General features: G+C 68.7%; 17 protein-coding genes. 8 read left to right on the top strand and 9 right to left on the bottom strand.

Going from position 1 to position 16646, the window contains the following annotated elements; translation table 11 throughout:
* Nucleotides 1–10: 10 nt before the first annotated feature.
* Together sphst_RS05215 and sphst_RS05210 are read right to left on the bottom strand one after the other, a co-directional pair.
* Complete coding sequence (locus sphst_RS05215; RefSeq protein WP_042466643.1) at nt 11–673, bottom strand: DsbA family protein; 663 nt, start codon at nt 671–673, stop codon at nt 11–13.
* Nucleotides 674–1282, bottom strand: coding sequence for a DUF721 domain-containing protein (locus sphst_RS05210; RefSeq protein WP_081877807.1), 609 nt, complete (start codon nt 1280–1282; stop codon nt 674–676).
* A gap of 26 nt (nt 1283–1308) precedes the next feature.
* Here sphst_RS05210 and sphst_RS05205 point away from each other — a divergent pair, with 26 nt between their 5' ends.
* Genes sphst_RS05205 through nudC form a run of 3 tightly spaced genes read left to right on the top strand, consistent with a single transcriptional unit; the run spans nt 1309 to nt 4620 of the window.
* The gene (locus sphst_RS05205; RefSeq protein ID WP_031396510.1) at nt 1309–2340 is read left to right on the top strand and encodes an A/G-specific adenine glycosylase; all 1032 of its coding nucleotides are present in this window, start codon (nt 1309–1311) and stop codon (nt 2338–2340) included.
* Nucleotides 2341–2350: 10 nt separating this feature from the next.
* A complete protein-coding gene (locus sphst_RS05200; RefSeq protein ID WP_107045256.1) occupies nt 2351–3718 on the top strand; it encodes a serine hydrolase domain-containing protein in 1368 nt (455 codons plus the stop codon).
* Entirely contained in the window at nt 3715–4620 is a 906-nt protein-coding gene (gene nudC / locus sphst_RS05195) for an NAD(+) diphosphatase (protein WP_234387429.1), read from the top strand. Before sphst_RS05200 ends, nudC begins: the two co-directional genes overlap by 4 nt.
* Before the next feature lies 1 nt (nt 4621).
* Here the strand turns inward: nudC and sphst_RS05190 are convergent, their stop codons facing one another.
* A complete protein-coding gene (locus sphst_RS05190; protein WP_107045255.1) occupies nt 4622–5524 on the bottom strand; it encodes a prephenate dehydratase in 903 nt (300 codons plus the stop codon).
* Between the two features lie 138 nt (nt 5525–5662).
* Between sphst_RS05190 and sphst_RS05185 the strand changes: the two genes are divergently transcribed.
* Nucleotides 5663–6367 carry a c-type cytochrome gene (locus sphst_RS05185; RefSeq protein ID WP_031396507.1) on the top strand — a complete coding sequence of 235 codons (705 nt, stop codon included), beginning with the start codon at nt 5663–5665 and terminating at the stop codon, nt 6365–6367.
* A 105-nt stretch (nt 6368–6472) separates the two neighbouring features.
* Here sphst_RS05185 and sphst_RS05180 read toward each other — a convergent pair whose 3' ends face one another.
* Nucleotides 6473–7366, bottom strand: a complete 894-nt coding sequence (locus sphst_RS05180) for a TIGR00730 family Rossman fold protein (protein ID WP_107045254.1) — start codon at nt 7364–7366, stop codon at nt 6473–6475.
* 46 nt (nt 7367–7412) lie between these two features.
* A complete protein-coding gene (locus sphst_RS05175) occupies nt 7413–8078 on the bottom strand; it encodes an extensin family protein (RefSeq protein ID WP_037529882.1) in 666 nt (221 codons plus the stop codon).
* 233 nt (nt 8079–8311) lie between these two features.
* On the opposite strand from sphst_RS05175, the gene sphst_RS05170 reads away from it, so the two are divergent.
* From sphst_RS05170 to sphst_RS05155, 4 genes are all read left to right on the top strand, one after another.
* On the top strand, nt 8312–9466 hold the full coding sequence (locus tag sphst_RS05170; RefSeq protein WP_056407195.1) for a phosphoserine transaminase: 1155 nt from the start codon (nt 8312–8314) through the stop codon (nt 9464–9466).
* 188 nt (nt 9467–9654) lie between these two features.
* Nucleotides 9655–11232, top strand: coding sequence for a phosphoglycerate dehydrogenase (gene serA, locus sphst_RS05165; protein WP_056407197.1), 1578 nt, complete (start codon nt 9655–9657; stop codon nt 11230–11232).
* Between the two features lie 39 nt (nt 11233–11271).
* Entirely contained in the window at nt 11272–12372 is a 1101-nt protein-coding gene (locus tag sphst_RS05160) for an ATP phosphoribosyltransferase regulatory subunit (protein WP_056674010.1), read from the top strand.
* A gap of 30 nt (nt 12373–12402) precedes the next feature.
* Nucleotides 12403–13692, top strand: coding sequence for an adenylosuccinate synthase (locus tag sphst_RS05155; RefSeq protein ID WP_031440105.1), 1290 nt, complete (start codon nt 12403–12405; stop codon nt 13690–13692).
* 68 nt (nt 13693–13760) lie between these two features.
* On the opposite strand, the gene sphst_RS05150 is transcribed toward sphst_RS05155, so the two are convergent.
* From sphst_RS05150 to fabI, 4 genes are all read right to left on the bottom strand, one after another.
* Nucleotides 13761–14258 carry a hypothetical protein gene (locus sphst_RS05150; protein ID WP_043158426.1) on the bottom strand — a complete coding sequence of 166 codons (498 nt, stop codon included), beginning with the start codon at nt 14256–14258 and terminating at the stop codon, nt 13761–13763.
* Nucleotides 14259–14314: 56 nt separating this feature from the next.
* Nucleotides 14315–15382 (bottom strand): chorismate synthase, encoded by a 1068-nt coding sequence (aroC, locus tag sphst_RS05145; RefSeq protein ID WP_056407203.1) that lies wholly within the window; start codon nt 15380–15382, stop codon nt 14315–14317.
* Nucleotides 15379–15795, bottom strand: a complete 417-nt coding sequence (locus sphst_RS05140) for an endonuclease domain-containing protein (RefSeq protein ID WP_031395411.1) — start codon at nt 15793–15795, stop codon at nt 15379–15381. Before sphst_RS05140 ends, aroC begins: the two co-directional genes overlap by 4 nt.
* A 77-nt stretch (nt 15796–15872) precedes the next feature.
* A partial coding sequence (gene fabI / locus sphst_RS05135; RefSeq protein WP_107045253.1) for an enoyl-ACP reductase FabI occupies nt 15873–16646 on the bottom strand: 774 nt, incomplete at its 5' end.

Raw genomic sequence — 16646 nt, 5'->3', positions numbered from 1 at the left:
TCCAACGAAATTAGCGGGCGCCGGCAGTGCGCAGCGCGGGTTCGAGCTGGGCCCAGCCGCCATGCGGCATGACCTTGCCGTTGATGAAGAAGGACGGCGTCGAATCGACCTCGGGCGGTGCCGCCGCGGTGATGGCGAGGATCCGGTCGATCTCCGCCGTATCCGCGAAGCACGCGTCGATCGCGGCGGCGGACAGCCCACGCGCCTTGACCAGATCGGTCAGCCCCGCGCCATCGGCATAGGCCTTGAGCTGCGCTGGCCGCGGATAGAGGTTGATGCGCGCGGCGTTGACCTGCTGGAACTCGATCCCCTTTTCGAGCCAGGCGGGCTGCGCCGCGAAGATCGCCGCCGATGTCGGGAAGAAGCCGCGCGGCCCGGTGCAGCGCGCGAGCACCGCCGCAGCGAGATCGAGCCGGTCGCGGATCATGTGGCGGAATTCGAGGCTGGTCGATCCCGACGCGATCATCTTGCCCTTCAGCACCGCCTGCGATTGGGTCGAGAAATCGGCACAGTGTGAACAGGTGTAGCTGGCATATTCGACGAGCTTGACCCGGGCTGCGGGGCTGCCGAGCACATAGGTGCCGCTCGCCGTCCGGGTGACGGGCACGGGCTTCGGGGCGGGCGCGGCCGCGGTGAGCAGCGCGAGACCGAACAACGCAAAGAACAGACGCATTCAGCTGATCCTGGGAAGGCCGCTCGTCGAAGCGACGCCGGCGGCGAGGGATTCGAGAACCGCACGCAGTTCGGGATCGGCGATGCCCTTCAGGCTGAGACCGAGATCGGCGGGGACGGTGCGGAGCGGGGGCGGCGCCGCCTTGACGCGTGGCTTGGCAACCTCGCCCTGGCGGATGGTGATGCGCGCGACCGCGGCGTAGCCGAAGAAGCGGTTCACGCGCTCGGTGATCTCGGGAATGACGTGCTGCATCATCGGCGCATGCGCGCCGCGCACGGTCAGCGTCAGGACGCCATCCTGTTTCTGCCCCATCGGGAAGCGGATCGATTCGGGCGTGCTGACGCCGGAAAACCGCTCGCCGACGATCTCGGGCCAGCGGCTGACGACCGACGACTGGATAAAGCCGAAGCGCCGGAACGCCGCGCCGCCGATCGCGGGGAGCAACTCGGCGACCGCGCGCGACCGGTTGGCGCGCGGCGCATCGGCATCGACTTTGGGCTTGCGGGCAGCAGTTTTGCGGACGGCGGTCTTGCGCGCGGGCGGAACGTCCGTCGCGCTGGCCGCGGTCGCGGACTTTTGTTCGGTGGTGATACCGGGCGGGTTGCTCATCGCGCCACCCATGCCATAGGCGGCGCGTGAACGCCAAGCGCTCTTCGGTCCCCGTCGCCCTGCTCGACTGGTATGACGCGCATCGTCGCGTGCTGCCGTGGCGCGCCCGGCCGGGCGAGACGGTCGACCCCTATCGCGTCTGGCTGTCGGAGGTGATGCTGCAGCAGACCACGGTCGCCGCGGTCACCCCGCGCTTCCTCGCCTGGACCGCGCGCTGGCCCGATTTTGCGAGCCTCGCCGCGGCGGACGATGCCGATGTGATGGCCGCCTGGGCGGGGCTCGGCTATTATGCCCGCGCGCGCAATCTGGTGAAGGCGGCGAAGGCGGTCGTCGCGGAGCATGATGGCGTGTTTCCGCGGACCGAGGCCGAGCTGCGCACGCTCCCCGGGCTTGGCGCCTATACCGCGGCGGCGGTCGCGGCGATCGCGTTCGGCGAGCGGGCGGTGGTGGTCGATGCCAATGTCGAGCGCGTCGTCGCGCGGCTGTTCGCGATCACGACGCCGCTCCCCGCCGCGCGCCCGGCGATCCGTGCGGCCGCGGACACGATCACGCCCGACATGCGAGCGGGCGATTTCGCGCAGGCGATGATGGATCTGGGATCGTCGATCTGCACGACGCGCAACCCCAAATGCCTGCTGTGCCCGCTCCGCCCCGACTGCGACGGCTTTGCGGAAGGCGAGCCCGAACGGCTGCCGGTCAAGGCGAAGAAGGCCGCCAAGCCGCAGCGTCACGGGACGATCTTCTGGCTCGAGCGCGACGGACAAGTGTTGCTGGTGCGCCGCCCCGATACCGGGCTGCTCGGCGGCATGCGCGCGCTGCCGACCGGGCCCTGGACCGACCAGCCGCCGGGGTTCGAGGCCGCGCCGGCACAGGCCGACTGGCAGATGCTCGACGACCGCGTCACGCATGGCTTCACGCATTTCGACCTCGAACTCGGTCTTGCGGTGGCGCGGGTGGAGGCGCATCAACCCGGCGAATGGTGGCCCGTCGAGACCCTGGATACCGCCGGGCTGCCGACCGTTTTCGCCAAGGCCGCCCAGGCTATACGGGCGCGATAGGGAGGCCTGCATGACGCGTGCACACTGGATTTCGACCGGCGTCATCGCCGCACTGGCGGCGACCGCAGCCCTGGGGCAGGCGCAGCGACAGGCCGCGCCCGGCCCGATCGCCGTCACCGAACGCGCGGGCGATCCCGCACGCGCCGCCTTGCCGAGCGTCGAACGGCTGTTCGACGGCTATGTCCGCGACAACAAGATGCCCGGCATCGTCGGCGCGTTCGGGCTGGGCGACCGGCCGACCCTGTTTCTGGCGAGCGGCAAAATCGGCGACGAGCCGGGGCGGCCGTTCGCCGACGCCGATTCGCTGTGGCGGGTCTATTCGATGACCAAGCCGATCACCGGGATGGCGGCGATGATGCTGGTCGAGGACGGTCGGCTAAACCTCGACGATCCGCTGAGCAAATACATCCCCGCGTTCAAGACGATGACGGTCGCGACCAGCCCCGACACGTCGCTGGCGACGCGGCCCGCGACGACGCCGATCACGATCCGCATGCTGCTGACGCACACCGCGGGGCTCGGCTACAGCATCAATGTGAAGGGCCCGCTGCTCAAGGAATATGAGCAGCGCGGCGTGCTGCCGATGTCGGTCAATGCGCAGATGGAAACGCAGATGGCCAAGGTCCGCCCGACCTCGCTCGAGGACTTCGCGAACCGCGCCGCGACGCTGCCGCTGGTCGCCGAGCCGGGCACCAAATGGAGCTATTCGATCGGGCTCGACGTGATGGGCCGGGTGATCGAAGTGGCGAGCGGAATGTCGTTCGAGCGGTTCCTGCAGACGCGGATGTTCGCGCCGCTCAAGATGACTTCGACCTTCTTCATGGTGCCGCAGGATCAGGTGAAGCGGCTGGCGACCAACTATGCGTTCGTCGGTGATAACCGCACCCCGCTCGACCCTGCGGCGACGTCGGTGTTCGCGGAGCGGCCGAGCTTTCCCTATGGCGGCGCGGGGCTGGTGATGTCGGCGCGCGATTATGACCGGTTCCTGCACATGCTGCAGGATGGCGGGACGCTGGGCGGCGTGCGGGTGATGAAGCCCGAGACGGTCGCGCTCGGCATGTCGAACCTGATGCCCAAGGGGGTGTCGTTCGGCGGGATCGGCACCGGGACCGGTGCGGCGGCCGCAGGTAATGCGATGGGGTTCGGCGCGGGCGGGTCGGTGTATCTCGCGGACGTGCCGGGCGGCGCATCGAAGGGCACCTATGGCTGGGGGGGCGCGGCGGGGACGTTCGCCTGGGTCGACCCGGTCCGTCATGTCCGGAGCACGGTGATGGTCAATTATTTCCCCGGTGAGAAATGGCCGCTGCGGAAAGAGGTGGTCGGCGCGCTGGTCGCCGATGTCGCGCGAAGCGGATCCGCGGGGGGCGTGCGCCGATGAGCTTGACCGCGGATCTCATGCCCGATGTCGCACCGGGTTTTACCGGGGGGATGCTCGATCGTGCCGATGCTCTGCGCCACGATGTGGAGGCGCTGGCGGCGGCGCAGGGCGATTGGCGGGCGCGGCTGCTCGCGCTCGACGGTCTGTTGCCCGCCGTGACGGGCGAGGGGCGGCTCGAATGGACGTCGATGGCGGACCTGCCCGACGATGCCGAGCCGATCCTGCTCGGGCTCGACGAGAGCGGGCGGCCGCATTTCACCGCGTTGCTGGCGGGCATGGGGGTCGACAACGCCCCGGCGATGCGCTCGCCCGCGCTGATGGCGGTGCTGGGCAGCCTCGCGCCGGGCGAGGCGGCGACCTATGCCGCGGCGCGCAGCGTCCTCGACTGGCATGTCCGGCACCGCTTCTGCGCGAAATGCGGGACCGCGACCGCGATGTTCCGCGCGGGCTGGGCGCGCAAATGCCCCAATTGCGCGACCGAGCATTTCCCGCGGGTCGATCCCGTCGTCATCATGATCGCCGAGCATGACGGGCGCGCGCTGCTCGGGCGAGGCAAGGGCTGGCCGCCGGGGCGCTATTCGGCGCTTGCGGGGTTTCTCGAGCCCGGTGAATCGATCGAGGAGGCGGTCGCGCGCGAGATTGCCGAGGAATCGGGCGTGCGCGTCGGCCGTGTCCGCTATGTCGCGAGCCAGCCCTGGCCCTTTCCCTCGTCGCTGATGATCGCGTGCGTCGCGGAGGCGGTGGACGACGCGATCACGCTCGACGTGAACGAGCTGGAGGATGCGATGTGGGTACCGCGCGAGATGGTGCGCGCGGTGCTGCGCGGCGAGGAGGGGCCGTTCCTGCCGCCGCCGCCCTATGCGATCGCGCACACGCTGCTGACCGTCTGGGCGAAGGGGTGACTCAGCCGCGCGTGCGCGCCTGGCGGTAGGTGCCGAGCACGCGGAGCCATTTCGAATGGAAGCCGAGTTCTTCGAGCGCGTGGTCGAGATTGGCGTCGCCCGGCTTGCCGACGACATCGGCATAGAATTCGGTCGCGGCAAAGCTGCCGTTGCGCTGGTAGCTTTCGAGCTTGGTCATGTTGACGCCGTTGGTCGCGAAGCCGCCCATCGCCTTGTAGAGCGCGGCGGGGACGTTGCGGACCTCGAAGATCAGCGTCGTCATCCAGTCGCCGCCCGCCGGATCCTGCGCCGCCGGTGGCTTGCCGCCACGTGCGAGCGTGACGAAGCGCGTCGTGTTGTGATCGGCATCGGCGATGTCGGTCGCGAGCAGATCGAGGCCGTAGAGCGCGGCGGCGGCGGGCGGCGCGAGCGCGGCGATCGTCGGGTCGGCAAGCTCGGCGACCTTGGCCGCGGCGCCCGCGGTGTCGGGATAGCTCACCGGCTCGATCCCGTGCGCCTTGAGCCAGTGGCGACACTGGCCGAGCGCCTGCGGATGGCTCATCGCCTGGCGGATACCATCGCGCGGGCCGCAGCCCATCAGCGCGTGGCGGATCGGCAGGAAATGCTCGCCCGTGATCACCAGCCCCGATTCCGGGAGCAGGAAATGGATATCGGCGACGCGGCCGTGGAGCGAATTCTCGATCGGGATGATCGCGCAGTCGGCGCGGCCGTCCTTCACCGCGTCGATCGCATCGGCGAAGTCGAAACAGGGCAGCGGCAGGCCGTCCGGAAACGCCTCGGTCGCCGCGACATGGCTGTTGGCGCCGGGCGCGCCCTGAAACGCGACCGCGCGCGCGGGCTCCGCCATCGCGGCTTGGGTCATCCGCGCGACGATCGGACGGGCGGGGGCGGCGAAGTTTTCCATCGCCACGGCGCGTAGCCAGCGGGCCGGATGCAATCAAGGGCGCGCGGCGCCCGCGCAAGACGGGGCGCAGCGTTTGCTTGCGGTGTCGGTCAGGCTTTTCTATGGCTGTCCTAAATCAAATAGGGGTGGGTGCGCTTTATGGACGACAGGACCAATACGATCGCCGGCTGGGTGCTCGCAGGTTGTGGTGCGGCGCTTGGGCTGTCGATCGTGGGGGGCATGTTGTTCCACGGCGAGCGCCCCGAGAAGATGGGCTATGCGATCGAGGGCGTCGTCGAGGAGGGTGCCGGCGGTGGCGCTGCCGAGGTGGCGATCGCGTCGCTGCTGCCGACCGCCGATGCTGCCAAGGGCGCCGAGGTCTTCAAGAAGTGCGCCGCGTGCCACACGATCAACCAGGGCGGCGCGAACGGGATCGGTCCGAACCTGTACGCGACGCTGGGCGAAGGGATCGCGCAGGGCAAGGGCGGCTATGCCTTTACCGACGCGCTGAAGGGCGTCGGCGGCAAGTGGGACTTCGACAAGATGAACGCGTGGCTGACCAGCCCGCGCAAGTTCGCGCCGGGCACCAAGATGACCTTTGCGGGATTGGGCAGTGCCGAGGACCGCGCGAACGTGATCCTGTATCTCAACCAGCAGGGGTCGAACCTGCCCTTGCCGGCAGCGCCTGCCGCCGGTGCAGAACCTGCCGCCGCTGGAGATCAGCCTGCGACCGCCAACGCCGCCGAGGCTGCGGTCGAGAACGGCGGCGATACCGCCGATATCGCGAACACCGGCACCGCGGCGTCGGGTGCACCGTCGGTCGACCCGGAAGCCGCACGCAAGGGAGCGCGGACGGAGCAGTAATCGCGGCTTCCTCTCCTCGGTGAGGAGAGGGGCTGTTGCGGGGTGTGCGCTGCCTGGCGGCCCCTCACCCCGGCCCTCTCCCCCGAGGGGAGAGGAGGCAGAAGGTCAGGCTCCTGCGGCCTCTGCGGCTTCGGCCGCAGCGCGCTCGCGGTAGAAGGACTGGACCGCGGCCCAGGCTTCGTCGGCGGTCTCGACATAGCGGAAGATCGACAGGTCCTTTCCGCTGACCACGCCTTCCTCGACCAGCGCGTCGAAATTGACGACGCGCTCCCAGAACTGGCGACCGAACAGCAGCACGGGGATCGGCTGGATCTTGCCCGTCTGGATCAGCGTCAGCAGCTCGAACAGCTCGTCGAACGTGCCGAACCCGCCCGGGAACGCCGCCAACGCGCGCGCGTGGAGCAGGAAGTGCATCTTGCGCAGCGCGAAATAGTGGAACTGCACCGACAGCGACGGGGTGACGTACGGGTTGGGGGCCTGCTCATGCGGCAGGACGATGTTCAGCCCGATCGACTCGGCCCCGACATCGTCGGCGCCACGATTGGCGGCTTCCATGATCGACGGGCCGCCCCCCGAACATACGACGAACTGACGCCAGCCGCGCTCGTCGCGGGGCAGGACGCTGACCTTGGCGGCGAGCTCGCGCGCGACGTCGTAATATTTCGACTTCTCGACCAGCCGCTCGGCGATCTTCTTCGACTTCTCGTCGCTGGCGAGTTCGAGCAGCGCCTGTGCCTTGGCGGGCTCGGGAATGCGCGCCGAGCCGTAGAAGACGAAGGTCGAGGCGATCTTCGCTTCCTCGAGCACCAGTTCGGTCTTGAGCAGCTCGAGCTGGAAGCGCACCGGGCGAAGGTCTTCGCGGAGCAGGAAGTCCATGTCCTGGAAGGCGAGCCGGTAATGCGGATGCTGGGTCTGCGGCGTGGAAACGATCTCGCGGGCGGTTTCAGCGTCCTGGCTGGCGTTCGCGAAAACGCGTGAGGGAATGCGGGTATCTGTCATTTCGGCGGATTTAGTCGAAAGCCGTGCGCAGGGCTAGACCGGTGTACTAGTGGCAGAAATTCGCGCGATCGTCCTCGAGATGGAGGTGATTGCGGTGCGCGGCGTTATAGTCGGGGCTGAGCACCGTCCCGAACCGCTTGCAGGCCGAGGCGCGGATCGTCTGGAGGAATTGGCGAACCTGCGGGTCGGGCGACGACCAGTCATTCAGGATGCTGATCCGTCGTCCGTCCTTCAGCACGAACCCGCCGATATCGACTGCGTTGGCGACCGCATGGCCCGAGCGGCGGCTCGCGTTGCGAGCCGAACCGACGACGTTGCGGCAGGCATAGCTGCCCATGCTGTCGATCCGCGCGAGTTCGCTGCCGAGCATCTGATAGGCGGCGGGGGCGACCGCGTTGCGCGTCCAGCCGATCAGCGCGCGCGCCGCGCCGCAGCGGACCGCGGTGAGGTTGGCGACCGGGACGCCGATATCGACCAGCTTGACGGTGCCCGCGAGCCCGCAGCCGGGACCGGTCTCGCGGTCGGGCAGGAGTTGGAACGAGACGTGGAGCTGGCGCAGGTCGGCGAGGCATTGCGCGGTCTCGCGATTGCTCGGGACCGAGAGGTTGGGGCGGGTCTGTTGCGGCGCGGCGGGGCGATCGGCGCGGCCGCAGGCGGCGAGCGCGAGAATGGGCGCGAGCGCGAGCAGGACAGGGTAAAGGACGCGGTACATGGGGCCATCATCCCCGCGTGGCACCGGCTTGTCACGCGTCGCGGGGCGGCGTTGCGGCGAGTCGAGGCATGGGCGTGTGCGGCGCGGCCCTTCGACTTCGCTCGGGGCGAACGGGGGAGCGTGGCGACGGAAGCGCATGCGCGGACATGGTTGACTCGCCGCGCCACGTCGTTAGGGCCGGCGACGGGCCACGCGGTCCCAACGCCGCGCGTGCTCTCTGTGAGGAGAGATACATGACTGATACGACCTACGCCACCGCCACAGGTGCGCCTGTGCTGCCTGCAACCAAGCCGGCACGCCCCTTTTTCTCCAGCGGTCCCTGCGCGAAGCCTCCGGGCTGGTCCGCGGACAAGCTCGCCACTGATTCGCTCGGCCGCTCGCATCGCTCGAAGATTGGCAAGACCCGCCTCCAGTACAGCATCGACCTGATGCGCGAACTGCTGAAGCTCCCCGATACGCACCGCATCGGCATCGTCCCCGGCTCCGACACCGGCGCGTACGAGATGGCGATGTGGACGATGCTGGGCGCGAAGCCCGTCACCGCGCTCGCCTGGGAAAGCTTCGGCGAGGGCTGGGTGACCGATGCGGTCAAGCAGCTCAAGATCGACCCGACCGTGGTGCGCGCCGATTACGGCCAGCTGCCCGATCTGGACTCGGTCGACTGGTCGAACGACGTGCTGTTCACCTGGAACGGCACCACCAGCGGCGTGCGCGTGCCCAACGCGGACTGGATCCCCGACGACCGCGAAGGCCTGTCGTTCGCCGATGCGACGTCGGGCGTGTTCGCCTATGACATCGACTGGACCAAGATCGATGTCGCGACCTTCTCATGGCAGAAGGTGCTCGGCGGCGAGGGCGCGCACGGCGTGCTGATCCTCGGCCCGCGCGCGGTCGAGCGGCTCGAGAGCTACACGCCCGCCTGGCCGTTGCCGAAGGTGTTCCGCCTCGTGTCGAAGGGCAAGCTCGCCGAGGGCGTGTTCAAGGGCGAGACGATCAACACCCCGTCGATGCTGGCCGTCGAGGACGCGATCTTCAGCCTCGAATGGGCGAAGTCGCTGGGTAAGGACGGGCTGATCGCGCGGTCGGACGCCAATGCTGCGGCTTTGGACAAGATCGTGGCGGAGCGCGAGTGGCTCGGCCATCTCGCGGCCGATCCGGCGACGCGCTCGAAGACGAGCGTCTGCCTGACGGTCGAGGGTGCGGACGAGGCGATGATCAAGGCAATGGCTGCCGCGCTCGAAAAGGCGGGGGCTGCCTATGACGTGGCGGGCTACCGCGACGCGCCGCCGGGCCTGCGCATCTGGTGCGGCGCGACCGTCGACACCGCCGATATCGTCGCGCTCGGGCCGTGGCTCGACTGGGCCTACGCGACCGCCAAGGCGGGTTGATCTAGCCTAGCCGCTCTCAACTTCTGTCCGTCATCCCGGCGCACGCCGGGACCCATGGATACGGAGCATCCGCTCATGACGCGGACCGCAACCATGGGCCCCGGCGTCCGCCGGGGTGACGGGGTTGGCGAGGCGGGTTTTCCACATTGAGCGCACCGCAGTTTCCCGACATTCCCAGGAGCAATCCCATGCCAAAAGTCCTCATTTCCGACAAAATGGATCCCCGCGCCGCCCAGATCTTCCGCGAGCGCGGCGTCGAGGTCGACGAGATCACCGGCAAGACGCCGCAAGAACTCATGGCGATGATCGGCGAGTATGACGGCCTCGCGATCCGCAGCTCGACCAAGGTGACCAAGGAGATCCTTGAGCATGCGACCAACCTGAAGGTCGTCGGCCGCGCGGGCATCGGCGTCGACAATGTCGACATCCCCGCCGCATCGGCCAAGGGCGTGGTCGTGATGAACACGCCGTTCGGCAACTCGATCACCACCGCCGAGCACGCGATCGCGCTGATGTTCGCGCTCGCCCGCCAGCTGCCCGAGGCCGACGCCTCGACCCAGGCGGGCAAGTGGGAAAAGAATCGCTTCATGGGTGTCGAGCTGACGTCGAAGACGCTCGGCCTGATCGGCGCGGGCAATATCGGCTCGATCGTCGCCGACCGTGCGCGCGGGCTCAAGATGAAGGTCGTCGCGTTCGATCCGTTCCTGACCCCCGAGCGTGCGATCGAGATCGGTGTCGAGAAGGTCACGCTCGACGAGCTGCTCGCGCGCGCCGATTTCATCACGCTGCACACGCCGCTGACCGACCAGACGCGCAACATCCTCTCGGCCGAGGCGCTCGCCAAGACCAAGAAGGGCGTGCGGATCATCAACTGTGCGCGCGGCGGCTTGATCGACGAGGTTGCGCTAAAGGCGGCGCTCGATTCGGGCCAGGTCGGCGGCGCCGCGCTCGACGTGTTCGTCGAGGAGCCCGCCAAGGCGTCGCCGCTGTTCAACACGCCGAACTTCATCAGCACGCCGCATCTCGGCGCGTCGACGACCGAGGCGCAGGTCAATGTCGCGATCCAGGTCGCCGAGCAGATGGCCGATTTCCTGATGTCGGGCGGCGTCACGAACGCGCTCAACATGCCGTCGCTGTCGGCGGAGGAAGCGCCCAAGTTGAAGCCGTACATGGCGCTGGCGGAAAAGCTCGGTGCGCTGGTCGGGCAGCTGACGCATGGCGCGGTGACGCGGATCTCGGTGCATACCGAGGGCGCGGCTGCCGAGCTGAACCCCAAGCCGATCACCAGCGCGGTGCTGGCGGGCTATCTCCAGACGCAGACCGCGACGGTCAACATGGTCAATGCGCCGGTACTTGCGCGCGAACGCGGGCTCGAGGTGCGTGAGGTGCGGACCGAGCGCGAGGCGGATTACCACACGCTGCTGCGCGTCTCGGTCAGGACCGAGGATGGCGAGCGCTCGGTCGCGGGCACGCTGTTCGGCGATTCGGCGCCGCGTCTGGTCGAACTGCTCGGCATCAAGATCGAGGCGGATCTGGCGGGGCCGATGCTCTATGTCGTCAACGAGGATGCGCCGGGGTTCATCGGTCGTCTCGGGACGGCGCTGGGCGAGGCGGGGGTCAATATCGGCACCTTCCATCTCGGCCGCCGCCAGGCGGGCGGCGAGGCGGTGCTGCTGCTGTCGGTCGACGAGGCGGTGACGCCGGAGCTGCTGACGAAGGTGCGCGCGCTGCCGGGGGTTAAGACCGCGATGGGTCTCAACTTCTAAGGCTCGCGAACGGGGGGCGAAGTGGTTAGAGGCACGCGCATGACTGCTTTGCTCCCCGAAGGTTTTCGAGACCGCCTGCCCCCCTTCGCCGATTCGGCAGCCGCGCTCGAGGCGCGTGTGCTCGAGGCTGCACGCCTGCATGGCTATGAGCGCGTCGATCCGCCGCTGGCCGAATTTGCTGATGGGCTAGAGATGCGGTTGAAGGCGGGCGGGCTGCACGATGCGGTGCGGTTCGTCGATCCGGTGTCGCAGCGTACGCTCGCGATCCGGCCCGACATCACCGCGCAGGTCGCGCGGATCGCGGCCACGCGGATGGGGCATCACCCGCGGCCGGTGCGGCTGAGCTATGCCGGCTCGGTGCTCAAACTGCGCGCGTCGCAGCTCGCGCCCGCGCGCGAGACGCGGCAGATCGGCTGCGAGCTGATCGGGCTCGATTCGGTCGCCGCCGCGCAGGAGGTCGTCGCGGTCGCGGTCGACATGCTCGGTGCGGCGGAGGTCCGCGGTGCGTCGATCGACTTCACGCTGCCGGATCTGGTGTCGACGCTTGCGGCGGGCCCGCTGCCGGTCGCGCCCGACCAGGTCGCGACGCTGCGCGACCGGCTCGATGCCAAGGATGCCGGCGCGGTCGCCGCGCTTGCGCCCGCCTATCTGCCGCTGATCGAGGCGGCGGGGCCATTCGCGCCGGCGATGGAGCGGCTGCGGATGTTCGATACGACAGGTGCCCTCGCGTCGCGGCTCGACGCGCTCACGCGGATCGCCGCAGCGCTCGACGGCCGCGTCGCGCTGACACTCGACCCGACCGAGCGGCACGGGTTCGAATATCAGACCTGGCTCGGCTTCTCGCTGTTCGCGGATGGCAGCGCGCGCGAGGTTGGGCGTGGCGGCACCTATACCGTGGTGCATGAGAGCGGGGCCGAGGAAGCGGCGACGGGCTTCTCGCTGTTTGCCGACCCGCTGGTCGACCGGGTCGTCAGCGTCGATCGCCGCCGCCTGTTCCTGCCGCTGGGTACGCCGGCCGCCGACGGCGCGGCGATGCGGGCGCAGGGCTGGGTCACGGTCGCTGCGCTCGACGCGGGCGATACCCCCGAAGCGCAGGTCTGCACGCATCTTTGGGTGGCGGATGCGCCCCGCGCGCTGTAGGCGCTGCGGGTAATTCTCAGGAGATAGAGTTTGGCCAACGTAGCAGTCATCGGCGCGCAATGGGGCGACGAAGGCAAGGGCAAGATCGTCGACTGGCTCGCCGAGCGTGCCGACATGGTCGTGCGGTTCCAGGGCGGTCACAATGCCGGCCACACCCTCGTCGTCGGCGAGAATGTGTACAAGCTGTCGCTGCTGCCGTCGGGCATCGTCCGCGGCACGCCGTCGTTCATCGGCAACGGCGTGGTGCTCGATCCTTGGGCGCTCAAGGACGAGATCGCCCGGCTCGGCGCGCAGGGTGTCGTCGCGACGCCCGAGACGCTGCGCATCGCCGATACCTGCGCGCTGATCCTGCCGTTCCACCGCGATCTCGACGGTCTGCGCGAGGATGCGAGCGGCGCGGGCAAGATCGGCACGACGCGCCGCGGCATCGGCCCGGCCTATGAGGACAAGGTCGGTCGCCGTGCGATCCGCGTGTGCGATCTGGCGCATCTCGACGACCTGGGGCCGCAGCTCGATCGTCTGACCGCGCATCACGACGCGCTGCGCGCCGGGTTCGGCGAGCCGCCGATCGACCGTGCGGCGCTGATCGCCGAGCTGCGCGAGATTGCCGGCTTCGTCCTGCCGTTCGCCAAGCCCGTGTGGCGCGACCTGAACGCGGCGCGCTCGGCCGGCAAGCGGATCCTGTTCGAGGGTGCGCAGGGCGTGCTGCTCGACGTCGATCACGGCACCTATCCGTTCGTCACCTCGTCGAACACGATTGCAGGCGCTGCGGCGGGCGGTTCGGGCCTGGGGCCAAGTGCAGTCGGGTTCGTGCTCGGGATCGCCAAGGCCTATACGACGCGGGTCGGGTCGGGGCCGTTCCCGACCGAGCTCGAGAACGAGACCGGCGAGCGGCTGGGCGTGCGCGGGCACGAGTTCGGGACGGTGACGGGGCGCAAGCGTCGCTGCGGCTGGTTCGACGCGGTGCTGGTGCGCCAGTCGGCGGCGGTCGGCGGCATCACCGGGATCGCGCTGACCAAGATCGACGTGCTCGACGGGTTCGAGACGGTGTCGATCTGCACCGGCTATCGTCTGCGCGGCGAGACGCTCGATTATTTCCCGGCGCATGCCGCCGACCAGGCGCTGGTCGAGCCAATCTACGAGACGATGGAAGGCTGGCAGGAAACGACTGCCGGTGCGCGCAGCTGGGCGGATCTGCCGGCGCAGGCGATCAAGTATATCCGGCGTATCGAGGAGCTGATCCGCTGCCCGGTGGCGCTGGTCTCGACTAGCCCGGAGCGGGCGGACACGATCCTGGTGCGGGATCCGTTCTCGGACTGAGGCGACGGTCGCTGACACGAAAAAGGCCGGGCGATTGCCCGGCCTTTTTTTGGATCAGCCCGTGTGGCTCAGCGTGGCGGCGTGCCGCCGACGGTGCCGCCAGTTGTTGCCGAACCGCCCATGGTGCCGCCCATGGTACCACCTGCGGCCGTGCCGCCCATCGTTCCACCCATGGTGCCCGGGCCGGTGCTGCCAGTCGACATCGAACCGGAGGTCGTGCCGGTCGTGGTGCCGGTGCCGGTCACCGTATCGGGACCCGTGGTCGTACCGGTCGTCGTACCCGTCGTGCCGCGCGTGCGGCTACGGGCGCGGGTACCGCGCTGCGTGCGGGTCTGGGTCGCGGAATCGGTCGCCGTGGTGCCCGACTGCGTCGTCGGTCCCGTGGACATACCGCCCATCGCGCCGCCGGTGGTGCCGCTACCCATGGTACCGCCCATGGTACCACCAGTCGTGCCGCCGCCCATGGTGCCGCCCATCGTGCCACCTGCGGTACCGCCGGTGGTCTGGGCCATGGCGGCGGCCGGAAGGATCAGGGCTGCCGCTGCGATCGAGGTCAGAATACGCATGTTTCTCTCCTATCGTGTTGGAGACACAGCGTTTCGGTTCGACTTATGTTCCCCGGTCAGCCGCATTGGCCGCGGTGGAGCAGCGCCTGATCGGCAAGGACGAGTGCGACCATCGCCTCGACCACGGGGACTCCGCGGATGCCGACGCAGGGGTCGTGGCGGCCCTTGGTGGCGATCGTCGCGGCCTCGCCGGACGGGCTGATCGTCTCGACGGGGGTGAGGATCGAGCTGGTCGGCTTGAACGCGACGCGCAGCCGGATCGGCTGGCCGGTGGCGATCCCGCCGGCAATCCCGCCTGCATGGTTGGCCAGAAATTCGGGGCCTTCTGCGCCCGGTCGCATGGGGTCGGCATTGGCCTCGCCCGACAGTGCGGCGGCGGCGAACCCGTCGCCGATCTCGATCCCCTTGACCGCGTTGATGCTCATGCAGGCCGAGGCGAGTTCGGCATCGAGCTTGGCATAGAGCGGCGCGCCCCAGCCCGCGGGGACGCCGGTCGCCTCGCACGCGATCACCGCACCGAGCGACGATCCCGCCTTGCGCGCGGCGTCGACGAGCGCTTCCCAGCGCAGCGCCGCTTCGGCATCGGGGCAGAAGAAAGGGTTTTCGTCGATCTGCGCGTCGTCGAAGTTCGCCGGGTCGATCGCGTCGCCGCCAATCGCCTCGACCCAGGCGCGAACGCGGACCTGGGGCACGACGAGCCGCGCCACCGCGCCGGCAGCGACGCGCGCCGCGGTCTCGCGCGCGGATGAGCGGCCGCCGCCGCGATAATCGCGAAACCCGTATTTGGCGTCATAGGCATAGTCGGCGTGGCCGGGGCGATAGGCCTTGGCGACGTCGGAATAGTCTTTGGATCGCTGGTCGACATTCTCGATCATCAGGCTGATCGGCGTGCCGGTGGTACGGCCGTCGAACACGCCCGAGAGGATCCGCACCGCGTCGGGCTCGCGCCGCTGCGTGGTGAAGCGCGAGGTGCCGGGACGGCGCTTGTCGAGCCAGGGCTGGATGTCGGCTTCGGTGAGGGGGATGCCGGGGGGGCAGCCGTCGACCACCGCGCCGAGCGCGGGTCCGTGGGACTCGCCCCAGGTGGTGAAGCGGAACATCCGCCCGAAGCTGTTGACGCTCAAAACCCTCTCCCCTCGGGGGAGAGGGAGGGGCCCGCCGCAACGCGGTGGGAGGGTGAGGGGGCGTTGGCGCGGGCGACGATCGCCGCAGCAACACCATCGATATTCGTCATCACGTCATCATTCCCGAACCGGCATATCCGGTAGCCTTCGGCTTCTAATAACGCGGTTCGCCGTTTGTCATAGGCCTGCGCATCCGGCGTTGCGTGCGTGTCGCCGTCGATTTCGATGACGAGCGCGATCTCGGCGCTAAGAAAGTCGACGATATAGGGACCAATCCAGACTTGGCGGCGGAATTTGAGGCCAGCCAGCTGGCGGTTTCGGAGGATTTGCCGCAGGCGATGTTCGGGTTCGGTGGGCGCTTTGCGTGCATCGCGTTGACGGTCTCGCGCTGCGACACCGGGTGGCCGTTTCATCCCCTCACCCTCCCATGCTTCGCACGGGCCCCTCCCTCTCCCCTGAAGGGAGAGGGGGTAGTCTGTGCCTTTTCCGCCTACACCAGTGCGATGTCGGGGGCGTCTTCGGCTTTCATGCCGATCACGTTGTAGCCGGCGTCGACATGGTGGGTTTCGCCCGTGACGCCCGATGCCAGATCGCTGAGCAGGTACAGCCCCGCGCCGCCGACATCGTCGATCGTCACGTTGCGCTTGAGCGGCGAGTTCAACTCGTTCCACTTCAGGATCAGGCGGAAGTCGCCGATCCCGCTCGCGGCCAGCGTCTTGATGGGGCCGGCCGAGATCGCGTTGACGCGGATATTGTCGCGGCCGAGATCGACTGCGAGATACTGCACGCTCGTTTCAAGCGCGGCCTTGGCGACGCCCATCACGTTGTAATGCGGGATGACCTTCTCGGCGCCGTAATAGCTGAGCGTGAGCATCGAGCCGCCCGGGTTCATCATCTTCGCCGCGCGCTGCGCGACCGCGACGAACGAATAGACGCTGATGTTCATCGTCATCAGGAAGTTGTCGAGGCTGGTGTCGACGAACCGCCCGCGCAGCTCGTTCTTGTCCGAAAAGCCGATCGCGTGGACGACGAAATCGATCGTCGGCCATTCCTCTGCCAGCTTGGCGAAGGTCGCGTCGAGTGCACCCATGTCGGAGACGTCGCAGTCGAACAGCCGCGCGACGCCCAGTTGCTCGGCGAGCGGGCGGACACGCTTCTCCATCGTCTCGCCCTGATAACTGAACGCGAGCTCCGCGCCGGCCTCGGACAGCTTCTTGGCGATTCCCCAGGCCAGCGACTTGTCGTTCGCCAGCCCCATGATCAA

The sequence above is a fragment of the Sphingomonas sp. STIS6.2 genome, from assembly GCF_000732685.2.
Lineage (GTDB): Bacteria > Pseudomonadota > Alphaproteobacteria > Sphingomonadales > Sphingomonadaceae > Sphingomonas > Sphingomonas aerolata.
The sequence above is the reverse complement of the archived record's forward strand: the minus strand, read 5'-3'. Positions and strand labels throughout refer to the sequence as shown.